This is a genomic window from Nonomuraea fastidiosa, from assembly GCF_042751225.1.
Classification (GTDB): domain Bacteria; phylum Actinomycetota; class Actinomycetes; order Streptosporangiales; family Streptosporangiaceae; genus Nonomuraea; species Nonomuraea fastidiosa.
This window is the reverse complement of record NZ_CP170570.1, coordinates 927,423-940,563: the sequence shown is the minus strand read 5'-3', so window position 1 is coordinate 940,563 and position 13,141 is coordinate 927,423. Positions and strand designations below refer to the sequence as shown.

At 73.0% G+C, this 13,141-nt stretch carries 13 protein-coding genes; 5 read left to right on the top strand and 8 right to left on the bottom strand.

Annotated elements, in window-relative coordinates; all coding sequences use genetic code 11:
• Positions 1-47 precede the first annotated feature (47 nt).
• Together ACFMQL_RS04205 and ACFMQL_RS04200 are read right to left on the bottom strand one after the other, a co-directional pair.
• The gene (locus tag ACFMQL_RS04205; RefSeq protein WP_364066985.1) at positions 48-944 is read right to left on the bottom strand and encodes a haloalkane dehalogenase; all 897 of its coding nucleotides are present in this window, start codon (positions 942-944) and stop codon (positions 48-50) included.
• A 15-nt stretch (positions 945-959) separates the two neighbouring features.
• Entirely contained in the window at positions 960-2,621 is a 1,662-nt protein-coding gene (locus ACFMQL_RS04200; protein WP_364066983.1) for a hypothetical protein, read from the bottom strand.
• Positions 2,622-2,932: 311 nt separating this feature from the next.
• Between ACFMQL_RS04200 and ACFMQL_RS04195 the strand changes: the two genes are divergently transcribed.
• Genes ACFMQL_RS04195 through ACFMQL_RS04180 form a run of 4 tightly spaced genes read left to right on the top strand, consistent with a single transcriptional unit; the run spans position 2,933 to position 6,536 of the window.
• On the top strand, positions 2,933-4,462 hold the full coding sequence (locus tag ACFMQL_RS04195) for an MFS transporter (protein WP_378784635.1): 1,530 nt from the start codon (positions 2,933-2,935) through the stop codon (positions 4,460-4,462).
• Positions 4,463-4,497: 35 nt separating this feature from the next.
• Positions 4,498-5,316: a DoxX family protein gene (locus ACFMQL_RS04190; RefSeq protein ID WP_378784634.1), complete on the top strand. Its 819-nt coding sequence runs from the start codon at positions 4,498-4,500 to the stop codon at positions 5,314-5,316.
• 49 nt (positions 5,317-5,365) lie between these two features.
• Complete coding sequence (locus ACFMQL_RS04185; RefSeq protein ID WP_378784632.1) at positions 5,366-5,980, top strand: hypothetical protein; 615 nt, start codon at positions 5,366-5,368, stop codon at positions 5,978-5,980.
• Positions 5,964-6,536: an OmpA family protein gene (locus tag ACFMQL_RS04180; RefSeq protein ID WP_364066975.1), complete on the top strand. Its 573-nt coding sequence runs from the start codon at positions 5,964-5,966 to the stop codon at positions 6,534-6,536. Before ACFMQL_RS04185 ends, ACFMQL_RS04180 begins: the two co-directional genes overlap by 17 nt.
• 7 nt (positions 6,537-6,543) lie before the next feature.
• Here the strand turns inward: ACFMQL_RS04180 and sthA are convergent, their stop codons facing one another.
• On the bottom strand, positions 6,544-7,953 hold the full coding sequence (sthA, locus tag ACFMQL_RS04175; RefSeq protein ID WP_364066973.1) for a Si-specific NAD(P)(+) transhydrogenase: 1,410 nt from the start codon (positions 7,951-7,953) through the stop codon (positions 6,544-6,546).
• A 60-nt stretch (positions 7,954-8,013) separates the two neighbouring features.
• On the opposite strand from sthA, the gene ACFMQL_RS04170 reads away from it, so the two are divergent.
• On the top strand, positions 8,014-8,844 hold the full coding sequence (locus tag ACFMQL_RS04170) for a PhzF family phenazine biosynthesis protein (RefSeq protein WP_378784630.1): 831 nt from the start codon (positions 8,014-8,016) through the stop codon (positions 8,842-8,844).
• On the opposite strand, the gene ACFMQL_RS04165 is transcribed toward ACFMQL_RS04170, so the two are convergent.
• The 5 genes from ACFMQL_RS04165 to ACFMQL_RS04145 form a co-directional block, all read right to left on the bottom strand.
• A complete protein-coding gene (locus tag ACFMQL_RS04165; RefSeq protein WP_364066969.1) occupies positions 8,834-9,700 on the bottom strand; it encodes a biotin-dependent carboxyltransferase family protein in 867 nt (288 codons plus the stop codon). The two genes, ACFMQL_RS04170 and ACFMQL_RS04165, sit on opposite strands and share 11 nt — an antisense overlap.
• The gene (locus ACFMQL_RS04160; RefSeq protein ID WP_364066968.1) at positions 9,697-10,314 is read right to left on the bottom strand and encodes an allophanate hydrolase subunit 1; all 618 of its coding nucleotides are present in this window, start codon (positions 10,312-10,314) and stop codon (positions 9,697-9,699) included. The genes ACFMQL_RS04165 and ACFMQL_RS04160 overlap by 4 nt, the downstream gene beginning before the upstream one ends.
• The gene (locus ACFMQL_RS04155; protein ID WP_364067200.1) at positions 10,311-11,066 is read right to left on the bottom strand and encodes a 5-oxoprolinase subunit PxpA; all 756 of its coding nucleotides are present in this window, start codon (positions 11,064-11,066) and stop codon (positions 10,311-10,313) included. The genes ACFMQL_RS04160 and ACFMQL_RS04155 overlap by 4 nt, the downstream gene beginning before the upstream one ends.
• A 71-nt stretch (positions 11,067-11,137) precedes the next feature.
• Positions 11,138-11,902: a thioesterase family protein gene (locus ACFMQL_RS04150; RefSeq protein ID WP_364066966.1), complete on the bottom strand. Its 765-nt coding sequence runs from the start codon at positions 11,900-11,902 to the stop codon at positions 11,138-11,140.
• An 11-nt stretch (positions 11,903-11,913) separates the two neighbouring features.
• Positions 11,914-12,663, bottom strand: coding sequence for a hypothetical protein (locus ACFMQL_RS04145; RefSeq protein WP_378784628.1), 750 nt, complete (start codon positions 12,661-12,663; stop codon positions 11,914-11,916).
• Positions 12,664-13,141: the final 478 nt, after the last annotated feature.

Below are 13,141 nucleotides of genomic sequence, written 5' to 3'. Positions count from 1 at the left end.
CCCCCGGTTATACCGCACCGGGCCGACGGTTGGGCGGTCCTGACACGCTAGGTCGAGGTCACGAAACGGGCGATGTGCCGGCCGAGCTCGGCTCCCGCGTCCTCTTGCAGGAAGTGCCCCGCGCCGTTGATCACGGGATGCTCCAGGCCGGAGGCGCCGCGTAGCGACTTGCGAAGAATGGGCGCCATGCCCCCGGTGATCGGATCGCCGTCGGAGAACGCCACCAGCACCGGGCGGTCGAGCGTGGTGAGGATCTGCCAGGCAGCGCGGTTGGCGGGCGCCGCGGGGTCGTCGGGTGTGGTGGGCACCAGCCCCGGCATGGCGCGCGGCCCCGCCTTGTACGGCTCGTCGGGGAACGGCGCGTCGTAGGCCGCCCGCACCCGCGGCGGCAGCGTCGTCTTGCAGCCCGCCTGGACCAGCCTGGCGACGTCCAGCACGCGCGCCTTGCGCACGGTCTCCCTGAAGCGGTGCCAGACCTCGGGCATGGGAATGTCACCGGTCGGCAAGCCCGTGTTGGCCGCCACGATCCTGGCCACCCTGCCGGGGTGCTCGGCGGCCAGGCGCAGCCCGATGAGGCCACCCCAGTCCTGCCCGACGATCGTCACGCCGGTCAGGCCGAGCGCGTCGTACAGCAGCGCCCTGGTCCACTCGACGTGGCGGGCGTAGGTGTGGTCGGCCGGGTCGGCGGGCTTGTCGGAGCGGCCGAAGCCGATGAGGTCGGGCGCGATCGCCCGCAGCCCGGCCGCCGCCAGCTCGGGCATGACGTGCCGGTAGAGGAACGACCAGCTCGGCTCGCCGTGCAGCAGCACGACGGGCTCGCCGCCGGCGGGGCCGGCCTCGACGTACGCCATCCGCAGACCGTCGCCGACCTCGGCGTAGCGCGGCTCGTAGGGAAAGTCGGGCAGTCCGGTGAAGCGCTCATCCGGGGTGCGCAGAATCCGCATAGAACAATATTCTCATCAGCGCCGCTGGTGCCGTCCGGGAAACTCGCCGACAAGCACCTCCTTGGGCGTCACCCACAGCACGTCCGAGCCCGCCTGCGCCACCCCGCGCACCTCCACCCAATACCGGCGCTGCGTCGGATCGGAGGCGAACACCGCCACCCTGGGGTCCTCCTCGATGGCCCGCCACGCCTCGGTCTCGGCGATCAGCCGCAGCTCGCCCGACGAGGTGACGCCGGCCACCGCGCCCGCCACCCGGGGGCCGAGCGCGTCGCCGTAGGACAGCACGATGCTGCGGGCGTAGGAGAAGGTCTGGCGGACCTGCGCGTCCAGCGGGACCGAGGGCTCCGCGCCCATCGGCAGGTCGCACATGAGCATCGACGAGCGCCACGGGCCGGGACCGCCGCGCCACCAGGCGAGCAGCGCGCGCCCCGCGTACACCACGGCCGTCGCGAGCAGCGCGCCAAGCCCGATCCGCCACGGCCACGCCTGCCCCAGCAGGCCGCCCGCCGCGCAGCCCGCCGCGCCCAGCACCACCAGCGCCGCGGCCGCCGACAGCGCACGGTCGCCGTGCCGACGGGCCCGCAGGTAGCTCCGCACCATCGGGTACGGTACCGCCACCGCGGCCACCGCCGCCCGCGGCTCCACCGCCAGCGCGCCGCCCACCAGCGCCACCAGCACCGTCCACGTCCTGCCGAGCACGATCCACAGCAGCACGCCCACGTTGCGCCGGGCCGTGCGCTCGGCCGCGCGCGCCGGCAGCGTCTCGGCCAGCGCCAGGAGCGGACGTCCCCGCCACGTCTCGGCCAGCACCCTGACCGCCGCCAGTGCAGGCCAGCTCAGCACCACATAACCGGCCAGCCCCGCCCAGACCGGGTCCAAGGCGGGCGGCAGGGCCGGCACCGCGCCCAGCAGCAGCCAGGCGGCGAACGCCGGGATCGCCAGCGCCGCCGACACCACCGACACCCCCAGCCAGGGATCGCGGCACAGCATCGCCCTGGCGTACGCCCACGGCGTCACCCGCCGCGCGTGCCTGACGGTGAGCGGCACCAGCAGCGCCAGCACCGCGAACCCGCCGAGCCGCGCCTGCGCGCCCCAGTCGAGCAGCAGCGCGGCGGCGGCCACGGCCAGCGTGGCGATCGCCGGCAGCAGCCTGACCTGGCGCGACCACACCTCCAGCGCCCGCCTGGCCCGCCCCGTATCGCGGTGCGCGACCGGCCACGCCGGATCGTGGTGTGCGCGCGGCGGGTCCCAGCGCACCAGCGCCAGGCCCAGGTTGACGCGGGCCTGCGGGTTGCCGGGGTCGATGGCCAGCGCGGCCCGGTACGAGCGCTCGGCGCGTACGTGCTCGCCCCGCAGCAGCGCGAGGTCGCCCAGCATGACGGCGGGCGATGGCTGCTCGGGCGCGAACTTCCCGGCGAGCGCCGCGTGCTCGACGGCCTCCTGCCAGCGGCCGGGGATCCGGCGCAGCACCGAGGCGAGGCGCAGCCTGGCCGGCCATGAGCCCGGCGACAGCTCCACGGCGCGCCGGGCGGCGGGCAGGGCGTCGGCGTCGCGGCCGAGCCGCTCGTGGGCGAGGCTGATGAGCCGCTGCGGCCACTCGGCCGTGGGCTCGCGGTCGGCGGCGTAGCGCGCGGCGTCCAGCGCGGATTCTGGACGGCCGGCGTTCAGCCTGGTCACGGCCTCTTCGCACCATTCGCGGGAGGACCGGTCGGATGGCTCGGTGGTGCTGTCACGTCCGTCGGTCCCCACAGGTCCCATGATCGGCTGTCAATCGATCGATGGATAGATCCCGACATATGGCTGTATCTCTCTAGAGAGATCCGGCCTGACCGTGGATCGTCCGATACCGCTATGACAAGTGCCTGACATGGCCTAAGCTGCCACGCAAGCCCGAGCGCCGGAGCCACGACACCCCACCGCGGCTTCGCCGCCGGTCGATCAACAGCACGTGCGGGCCCTGTGATTCGGATCGGCCTGCAAGGAGGCCCATGACCGTCACACAGGCCGCACCCGTCGTACGCGTCGCCGACCGGAACCCCCAGGAGCGCCGCTGGTCCATCCTGGTGCTGCTCTGTCTGAGCCTGCTGCTCATCACGGTCGACGCGACCGTCCTGCACATCGCGGTGCCCGCGCTCACAGCCGCGCTCGAGCCCTCCGCGGTGCAGCTCCTGTGGATCATCGACATCTACTCGCTGGTCGTCGCGCCGCTGCTGATCATGTTCGGCACGCTCGGCGACAAGTACGGGCGTAAACGGCTCGTCCTCTGGGGGTTCGCGCTGTTCGGCGTGGCCTCGGCGGGTGCCGCGCTCGCCCCGATGCCGCTGACGCTCATCCTCGCCAGGGCGCTGCTCGGCGTGGGCGGCGCGATGATCATGCCGGCCACGCTGTCGCTGATCCGCCAGGTCTTCACCGACCGGCGCGAGCGGGCCATCGCGCTCGGCGTCTGGAGCGCGGTCGCCGCGGCCGGCGCCGCCGTCGGCCCGCTCATCGGCGGCGTGCTCGTCGGCATCTGGTGGGGCGCGGTCTTCCTCATCAACGTGCCGATCCTGCTGGTGCTGCTGCCCGCCGCCGTACGCCTGCTGCCCGAGTCGCGCGAGCGCCCCGACCGGCCGTGGGACGCCGCCAGCGCGATCCTGTCGGTGCTCGGCATCCTGGCGCTGGCCTTCGGGCTGAAGGAGGCCGGGTCGGGCAGCCTCATGCCGCTGTGGGCCTCGGTGCTGGTGTTCGCGGCCGGGCTGGGGCTGCTCGCGGCGTTCGTTCACCGGCAGACGCGGCTGCGCGAGCCGTTCCTGCAGATCGGGCTGTTCAAGCGGCGGCCGTTCACCACCGGCGTCGCCGGGGTGCTGCTCGGCGTGTTCGCGCTGGTCGGGCTCCAGCTCATGCTCGCCCAATACCTGCAGCTCGTGCTCGGCGACAGCCCCGTACGCGCGGCGCTGCGCATGCTGCCCCTGGTCGCCTCGGCCATCGCCGGCGGGCTCGCCGCCGCCCACATCCTGCCCAAGATCGGCATGCGGGCCACCATGAGCGGCGGCCTCGCCCTCGTCGCGCTCTCCCTGACCCCCACGCTGACCTGGGGCGTCGAGGGCCATCCCGTGATGCTCGCGTGCTGCTTCATCGGCATCGGCTTCGGTGTGCAGGTGGCGCTGCTCGCCGCGTCCGACACGATCATGGCGGCGGCGCCCGAGTCGCAGGCGGGCGGCGCGGCGGCGATCGAGGAGACCGCGTACGAGCTGGGCGCCGGGCTCGGCGTGGCCGTGCTCGGCACGATCACCACCATCGTCTACGCCCCCGGGCTCCCGCCCGTCCCCGGCGTGCCGGACAGCGGCATGGACGAGGCCCGCCAGTCGCTGGCCTCGGCCGCCCACGTCGCCGAGCAGATCGGCGGCCAGACGGGTGGTGCGCTGCTCGACGCGGCCCGGTGGGCCTTCGTCAACGCCCTGCACACGACCGTCGTCGTGAGCGTCGTCCTGCTCAGCCTGACCGCCGTGCTGGTGGCCATGCTGCTCCGCCGTGATTGAGGTGTGCCATGTCCCGATCAGGGCAGACATCTACCGTGAGACAGGCCCTCCGTGACCTCGCCGCTCTGGTCGCCCGCTTAGGCGTGGGCGGGATCTTCTTCTCCAACGGCTGGGCCAAGCTCGAAGACGGCCTGAAGATCACCGGCGCGAAGTTCATGGAGCAGGGCGCGCCCGCCCCCGGCGCCTGGGCCACGGTCACCATGCTCGCCGAGCTCATCGGCGGCGCGCTGCTCATCGCCGGGCTCGCCGTCTCCATCACGGGGCTCGTCCTCTTCGCCGAGGCGCTGGCCGTCTTCCTGGTCGCGCCGCCGCTCAACCCCATCACCCTCAACGAGCTGATCCTGCTCGCCGCGGCCTCGCTGCTGCTCGCCGTCGTCGGCGCGGGACGGGTGTCGGTCGATCACATGGTCGTCATCAGACGCAGGGAGTCGGAGGCAGCCGACGAGTTCGCCGCCGACACCGAGGCCGACCGCGTGATCGCCGCGCTCAAGGGGCCCGAGGCGCCCAAGCCGCCCGATCCGATCGAGAAGCCCGCCGAGCCCGCCGCCACACCGGCGCAGGCCCGTACGCCCGCCAAGCCCCCCGCGAAGACACCCGCCAAGCCCCCCGCGAAGACACCCGCCAAGCCCCCCGCCAAGACACCCGCGAAGCCCCCCGCGAAGACGCCCGCGAAGGCACCGGCCGCGGACGAGGACACCGTGCCGCACCCCAGGCCGGGCGCCACCGCCAAGGATCAGGGCGACGGCGGCGAGGATCAGGGTGACGGCGGCGAGGGCACGGCGTCCCCCAGCGACACGCTCGTGGCCGGGCGCAAGAAGTCCGCGCCGCGCAAAAGCCGGCCCGCCTCCGGGTGATCCGAAATCCCTTGGGTTCCAGCCCGCGCGGCGTTAGACTCCCCGACACATGAGACCGATGAAGATCCTCGCCCTGGCCGCGCTCGCCGTCTCGTTAACCGGCTGCCAGGCGGGCGGGCTCTTCGCGCAGGAGCCCAAGCCGGCGGCGGCCCGGTCCGCGAACGACACGGCCCAGGAGGCGGCACAGGAGACGGCACAGCAGCCCGCCCAGAAGCCGGCGCAGCCGGCCGCCCCGACCTCCACCGCACCGCCCGACAAGGTGCTGGCGAGCAGGGAGGGCTCGTTCGAGCACACCAAGTTCAGGGTCGACATCGTGCAGTTGCTGCGCCGCGACCGCTTCGTCAACCTCACCTTCACCGTCACGGTGCTCGATGATGGCGGCGATGTAACCGGCTGGAGTGTGCACAGCGCCTTCTCGGCCTCGCCCAGCGCTCAGCCGAAGGTGGACGGCGTCTTCCTGGTGGACGTCAAGAACGCCAAGAAGCACCTGGTGGCGGTCGACAGCGAGGGCAAGTGCGTGTGCTCCCGGATCCAGGCGCTGTTCCTCAAGAAGGACGACACCGCGGTGCTCTCGGCCACGTTCGCCGCTCCGCCGCCCGACGTGACGACCGTGGACGTGCACATCCCGAACGTGGGGACGCTGTCCGATGTTCCGATCTCTTAGCGCCGCCGCGCTGGCCCTGCTGCTCGGCGGCGCTGCCGAGCCGACCCAGCCGCCGCTCGCGGGGGAGACCCCGGTCAACGCGCCGGTCCTCGACATCGACCCCAGGACCCTCGACGTCAGCGGCAAGGTGCTCGACATCACCGAGCGGACCTCCAACCTGGACGAGTCGGTGACGAACGAGACCAGCGGCCGGCAGCGGACGATCATCGTCGCCGCCGACGTGCTGTTCGCCTTCGACAAGGCCACGCTCTCCGGCAAGGCCAAGAGCCGCCTCGACCAGGCGGCCGACGTACTGAAGAAGGAGGCGCAGGGCAAACCCGTCTCGATCGACGGCTACACCGACTCCAAGGGCTCCGACTCCTACAACCTCGACCTGTCCAAGCGGCGGGCCGAGGCGGTGCGCGACAAGCTGGCCGAGCTCGTGCCCGGCGTCCAGTTCAGCGTGGCGGGGCACGGCGAGGCCGACCCCGTCGCGCCGAACACCCTGCCGGACGGCAAGGACAACCCGGAGGGGCGCGCCAAGAACCGCCGCGTGGAGATCTCCTTCACGAAGTGAGCGGGGCTCACATGCCGGCGGTGAGGCGGGCGACCGTGCGCATCTTGTTCATCGCGTCCAGCGCCGCCACCTTGTACGACTCCGCCAGCGTCGGATAGTTGAACACCGCGTTGACCAGGTAGTCGATGGTGCCGCCGCACCCCATCACGGTCTGCCCGATGTGCACCAGCTCGGTGGCTCCCGTACCGAAGACGTGCACGCCGAGCAGCCGCCGGGTCTCGGGGGAGACCAGGAGCTTGAGCATGCCGTACGAGTCGCCGATGATCTGCCCTCTGGCCAGCTCCCGGTAGCGGGAGACGCCCACCTCGAACGGCACCTTGTCGCGGGTCAGCTCGTCCTCGGAGCGGCCGACGAAGCTGATCTCGGGGATGGTGTAGATGCCGATGGGCGGCAGCTCGGCCAGGTCGCCCGCCGGTTCGCCGCAGGCGTGCTGGGCGGCCAGCCTGCCCTGCTCCATCGAGGTGGCGGCCAGGGCGGGGAAGCCGATCACGTCACCGACGGCGTAGATGTGCGGCACCTCGGTGACGAAGTTCTCGTCCACCTTGATCCGGCCCCGGTCGTCGGCGGTCAGCCCGGCGGCCTCCAGGCACAGCTCGGCGGTCTTGCCCTGGCGGCCCGCCGAGTACATGACGCAGTCGGCGGGGATGATCTTGCCGCTCTCCAGCAGGGTGAGCGCGCCGCGGGGCCGCCGCTCGACGGCCGCCACGTTCTCGCCGAACCTGAAGGTGACCGCGAGGTCGCGCAGGTGGTACTTCAGCGCCTCGACGATCTCCAGGTCGCAGAACTCCAGCATGCGGTCGCGCCGCTCGACCACCGTCACCTTGGTGCCGAGCGCGGCGAACATGGAGGCGTACTCGATGCCGATCACACCGGCGCCCACGACGACCAGCGTCTCGGGGATGCGGTCGAGCCGCAGGATCGCGTCCGAGTCGATGATCGTCTTGTCGTCGAACTCGACGCTGTCGGGCCGGGCCGGCGAGGTGCCGGTCGCGATCACGATCTTGTCGGCGGTGACCTTCTTCTCCTCCTGGCCCTCGCCGGTGATGCCGATCGTGTGCGGGTCGAGAAAGCGGCCGGTGCCCTGGAGCACGGTCACGTGGTTGCGGGCGAGCTGGCTGCGGATCACCTGGATCTCGCGGCCGATGACGTGCTGGGTGCGCATGCCGAGGTCGGCGACCGTGATCTCCTCCTTGACGCGGTAGCTCGCGCCGTACAGCTCGCGCTGGTTGAGCCCCGTCAGATAGAGGACCGCCTCGCGCAGCGTCTTCGACGGAATCGTGCCCGTGTTGATGCAGACGCCGCCGATCATGTTCCGTTTCTCGACCACCGCCACGCGCCTGCCGAGTTTCGCGGCCGCGATGGCCGCCTTCTGACCGCCCGGTCCCGAGCCCAGCACCACAACATCGAAGTCCGCCACGCCGTCCAGTGTGCGGGCGGCACATCCGGCGGAAAACCCCCTTCTGGAAGACTCCGGGCTATGGCTCGCAGATTCACGCAGGTGGACGTCTTCTCCGACACCCCGTACCTCGGCAACGCGCTCGCGGTCGTGATCGACGGCGAGGGGCTGAGCACCGAGGACATGCAGCGCGTCGCCAGGTGGACGAACCTGTCCGAGACCACCTTCCTGCTGCCGCCGGGCAGCCCTGAGGCCGACTACCGGGTCCGCATCTTCACCCCCGACCAGGAGCTGCCGTTCGCCGGGCACCCCACGCTGGGCTCCTGCCACGCCTGGCTGGAGGCGGGCGGCGAGCCCCGTACGAAGGGGCAGGTGGTGCAGGAGTGCGAGGCGGGGCTCGTCACGCTGCGGATCACCGATGACGGCCTGGCCTTCGAGGCGCCCCCGCTGGTCCGCTCGGGCCCGGTGGACGAGGGGCTGCTCGGCGGGGTGGCCGCCGCGCTCGGGGTGGAGCGCGGCGACATCGTGGCCGCCGAGTGGGTCGACAACGGCCCCGGCTGGATCGGGGTGCTGCTGGCGGACGCCGAACGGGTGCTCGCCCTGCGGCCCGGCACGATGCCGCAGGCGGTCGGCGTGGCCGGGCCGTACCCCGAGGGCTCGGAGTGCGCCTTCGAGGTGCGGGCGTTCTTCCCGCAGCACGGCGCCACCATCGAGGACCCGGTCACCGGCAGCCTGAACGCGTCGCTGGGGCAGTGGCTGCTGGGCAGCGGGCGGGCACGCGCCCCCTACATCGCCTCCCAGGGCACCGTGATCGGCAGGCGGGGCCGCGTCCGCATCTCCGCGGACGACGACGGCCGGGTCTGGGTGGGCGGCGCGGTCACCACCTGCGTCACCGGCGGCCTCACCCGCTGAACCGCTGCGCGAGCGCGAACCGCACCCGGTCGCCTGGCCGCAGCTGCGCGGCCACCGGCAGGTCCGCGCTCAGCACCACCGCGATCACCGGGTAGCCGCCCGTGGGCGGATGGTCGGCGAGGAACACGATCGGCTGCCCGCTGGGCGGCACCTGGATCGCCCCCGTGACCATGCCCTCGCTCGGCAGCTCGCCCTGCCTGGCCCGCGCCAGCTCGGCCCCGAGCAGCCGCACGCCCACGCGGTTGCTGTCCTGGCTCACCTCGTACGGCCGGTCGCACAGCACCTTCAGCGCGCCGGCCTCGAACCAGTCGTCGCGCGGCCCAGGCACCACCCGCAGCACGGGCGGCCGCGGCCCGGGCAGTGGCGCCTGATCGACGGTGATCGTCCCGTCGGGCACGCCGACCGGCAGCACCGTGCCCGCCCGCAGCGGCGGCGGCCCCAGCCCGGACAGCGAGTCGGTGGACCTGCTGCCCAGCACCGGCTCGACCGCGATGCCGCCGCGCACCGCCACGTACGTGCGCAGCCCCTCGGCAGGCAGGCCGAACCGCAGCTCGGCGCCGGCCGGCACCCAGAACGGCGCCCCCATGCCGGGCCGCACCCCGGACGCGCCCGCCGCCCGCACCTCCAGCGGCGCGCCGGTCACCGCCACCCAGGCGGCGTCGGCGAAGCGCAGCCGGGCGCCGCCGAAGGTCAGCTCGATCCCGGCCAGCCACTCGGCGTTGCCGACCAGGCGGTTGGCCAGCCGCAGCGCGGGCGCGTCCGCCGCGCCCGAGCAGGGCACTCCCAGATGCGCGAACCCCGGCCGCCCGAGGTCCTGGACCGTCGCGTACGGCCCCGGCGCCACGACCTCGATCATGCCGCCTCGAATCGCACCCGGGTGCCGGGACGGAACAGCGACGGCGGGTCGGCCGTCACGTCCCACACCCGCACCGGCGTCCGCCCGATCAGCCGCCACCCGCCGGGCGAGGCCGTCGGATAGACCGCGGAGTACGGCCCCGCGATCGCCACCGACCCGGCGGGCACCGACGTGCGCGGCGTGTCCAGCCTGGGCATCTCCAGCACCGGATCGAGGCCGGTGAGATAGGCGAAGCCGGGGGCGAACCCCAGCCAGCCCACCACCAGCTCGCGCCCGGTGTGCCGGGCGATCACCTCGTCCGCGGAGATCCCGGCGAGCTTCGCCACCGAGTCGAGGTCGGCCCCGTCATAGACCACGGGGATCGTCACCAGCGGCCGGTCGGGCGCGTCGCCCGCCGCCGCCCTGCCGCTCTCCTCGCGCACGACCGACTCCAGGCGCGCCCGCAGCCGTCCCTGATCGGCCCCAGGCGCCACCACCAGCACCGTCTCGGGGCCCGGCACGATCTCCACCACCCCTTCGGGACGCTCTTCCCGCAGCGCCGCGTCCACGCGGTGCGACAGCTCCAGCGATCCCGTCTCCACGAGCAGCCCGTGCTCCCCGGCCGTCCTGATCACGCGAACGCCTGGAGGACCACTCCGGCGGACAGCAACGCGTCGCGCACTCCCTGCGCCAGCCGGACCGCGTCAGGCGTGTCTCCGTGGACGCAGATGGATCGGGCGGAGATCGGCACCGAACCGCCGTCTACGGCCGTCACAGAGCCTTCCAGGGCCATCTGGCGGGCACGTGAGGCCACCGCCTCGGCGTCGTGGATGACCGACCCGGGCTCGCGGCGCGGCACCAGCGTCCCCTTCGGCGTGTAGGCCCGGTCGGCGAACGCCTCGTTCACCGTCGGCACGCCCTCGGCCGCGGCCACCTTGTGCACCACCGAGCCGGGCAGCGTCAGCACCGGCAGCGAGGGGTCGTAGTCGGCCACCGCCTCCACCACCGCCGTGGCCTGCGCCTCGTCGCGGCAGATCCGGTTGTAGAGCGCGCCGTGCGGCTTGACGTAGGAGACCCGGCCGCCCATCGCCCTGGCGATGCCGTCGACGGCGGCGAGCTGGTAGAGCACCTCCGCGCACAGCTCCTCGGGCTCGACCTCCATCTCCCTGCGCCCGAAGTGCGCCAGGTCGCGATAGGACACCTGAGCCCCGATCGCCACGCCCCGGTCGACGGCCGCCGCGCACGTGCGCCTGATCGTCACCGGGTCGCCCGCGTGAAACCCGCAGGCCACGTTCGCGCTCGTGACGATGTCCAGCAGCGCGAGGTCGTCGCCGAGCCGCCAGATGCCGAAGCCCTCGCCGAGATCGGCGTTCAGGTCGATCACCATGCCACCCACCATGCCACCCACCGTGCCGTCCACCATGCCATCCACCATGCCACCCATCATTGGGGCAACGGCTATCTCGGCGCGACGAACAACGTCTGACCGGCCGCGCCGATCTCGCCGTTCTCGTCATAAAGGGTGCTCCGGGTCAGGCCGCGGCCGGACGGGCCGTGCACGGTCGCGGAGTCCATGCACATCCATTCGCCGGTCGCGGCGCGGAACAGTGAGATCGTCAGATCGACGTTCACGAACAGGTGGGTGTCGAAGCCGAGCGCGGCGCTGATGCCGTTGCCGCTGTCGGCGAGCAGCGCCACCCGTTCGAACGGGGCCGGCTCCTCGCCCTCCACCAGCGGCACCCGCTGCCTGGCCCATACCGTCGCGGGGCCGGCCTGCGCGGGGCCTCCGGCGACGAAGCGCCACTCCATCGCGCGGCCGTAGCCGAAGCCGGAGGCGATCCAGGAGTCGTCGACCGGCGCCGAGCCGGGCGGGGCGGGCGCGTCCGCGGCGCCCACGGAGGAGGTCTCGGCGGCGCGGATCCGCCACAGGGTGGCCCTGACGTACTCGCGGCCGCCCGACGACACGCTCGCCGACAGGCACTGCACGCGCTTGCCGTCGCGTACGACGTCGGTGCTCACCTCGAGCTCGGCCACCGGCACCGGAGCGAACACGTCGGCGGCCAGCCTGGACGGCTCGAGCCCCGGGCGCGGCGCGGTCTGCGCCAGCTCGTGCGCGATCAGCGCGGCGACGGGGCCCATGTGCTGCGTACGCGGATCCCACGGGCCCTGGGTGTGCTCGGAGGCCAGGTAACGGCCGCGGGCGAGCCGCCGGTAGAACGCCATGGAAGAAGACTCTAAAACTCGTCCGGGATGTCCGCGATGTCGTCGAGCGCCGCCGCCAGCTCGTCGGGATGGCCGCCGATCCGCTCGACGATCTCGATCAGGACATGGAGCACGTCGTGGCGGTCGTGGCCGAGATCGAGCAGCCGCTGCGCCGCCTCCCAGAGCTGCGGCGGGTCGCCGTCCCACAGCCGGCTCGCGATCTCCTCGTGCCAGGCCAGGTGCTCCTGGTCCATGCCCGCGTCGTGGTCGATCTCGAGTAACGTACGGCGGTCCGCGGGGTCGGCCGGGTCGAGCCGGTCGAGGTCGATGCCGTTGTGCGTGCCCTGCAGGTAGGGGAAGGCGAAGGCCCGCCTGGCCAGCGCCGACAGGTCGCCGTCCGGCAGCAGCCGCTCGAGCAGCGCCCGGTCGAGCCCGAACGTCGTCGGGTCGCGGTAGGCCTCGGGGAACTTCCCTATCGCCTCCCACACCGCGTCGAGCGTGGCCTTGAGCCCCTGCTCGGGCAGGCCCGTGCGGCGCGCGGCGAAGCGCACCCACGCCGCCAGCACGTGCGGCATCGCCTCCTGCTCCGCCTCGCTCAGCATCACCTTGCGCGGCAGCCAGTCGAGCAGGAACGTCTCGCACTTGATCGGGCTCACCCGCAGCGGCCGGTTGAAGTCCTGCTCGCAGCCGTAGTCGATGATGTGGTCGGCGCAGCGCGAGGCCGCCGACGGGTCGGACAGGTGCTCGGCGTCGTCGGAGGCCAGGAACTCCGCCGCCAGCATGGCCCGCCGCTCCCTGCTGTAGGGGGCCTCGCTGTGCAGCGGCGCGGGCCGCTTGCGCCCGGGGGCAGCGCCTTCAGCCTCGCCCTGGCGAAGGCGTGGTAGGCGCTGTAGCTGTCGCTGACCGGCGGCGGCGTCTTCGGCTCCCTGGTGGCCTTCATCGCCGACTCCAGCAGCGCCCTGGCCTGGTCGGGCTCGATCTCCTCGAAGATCAGCAGCGGGTTGTCCTCCGCCTCGGCCCTGGCCTGCTCCAGCAGCTTGTCGACCTGCGAGGAGACCCAGGCGTCGCGGGCCATGCCGTTCATGTTGTAGTCGACCACCAGGACCAGCGCGTGGCGGTCGATCGGCTGGTCGCTGTCGTTCCACCGGTAGGCGAAAGTGCAGATCACGGTGTCCTGGTCGCCGTAGGCGTCGCGCGAGACGTAGCAGGCCGGGCTTGACCGCGCCCACCCGGTCGGCCCAGCCGGGACGGGCCACGCCC

What these genes read in the sequence shown, in the direction of transcription:
- ACFMQL_RS04195 (WP_378784635.1), top strand. Translation starts at nt 2,933, where the DNA reads ATGACCGTCACACAGGCCGCACCCGTCGTACGCGTCGCCGACCGGAAC.
- ACFMQL_RS04185 (WP_378784632.1), top strand. Translation starts at nt 5,366, where the DNA reads ATGAGACCGATGAAGATCCTCGCCCTGGCCGCGCTCGCCGTCTCGTTA.
- ACFMQL_RS04155 (WP_364067200.1), bottom strand. Translation starts at nt 11,066, where the DNA reads ATGGTGATCGACCTGAACGCCGATCTCGGCGAGGGCTTCGGCATCTGG.
- ACFMQL_RS04145 (WP_378784628.1), bottom strand. Translation starts at nt 12,663, where the DNA reads ATGCTGGCGGCGGAGTTCCTGGCCTCCGACGACGCCGAGCACCTGTCC.
- ACFMQL_RS04165 (WP_364066969.1), bottom strand. Translation starts at nt 9,700, where the DNA reads ATGATCGAGGTCGTGGCGCCGGGGCCGTACGCGACGGTCCAGGACCTC.
- ACFMQL_RS04205 (WP_364066985.1), bottom strand. Translation starts at nt 944, where the DNA reads ATGCGGATTCTGCGCACCCCGGATGAGCGCTTCACCGGACTGCCCGAC.
- ACFMQL_RS04150 (WP_364066966.1), bottom strand. Translation starts at nt 11,902, where the DNA reads ATGGCGTTCTACCGGCGGCTCGCCCGCGGCCGTTACCTGGCCTCCGAG.
- ACFMQL_RS04180 (WP_364066975.1), top strand. Translation starts at nt 5,964, where the DNA reads ATGTTCCGATCTCTTAGCGCCGCCGCGCTGGCCCTGCTGCTCGGCGGC.
- ACFMQL_RS04170 (WP_378784630.1), top strand. Translation starts at nt 8,014, where the DNA reads ATGGCTCGCAGATTCACGCAGGTGGACGTCTTCTCCGACACCCCGTAC.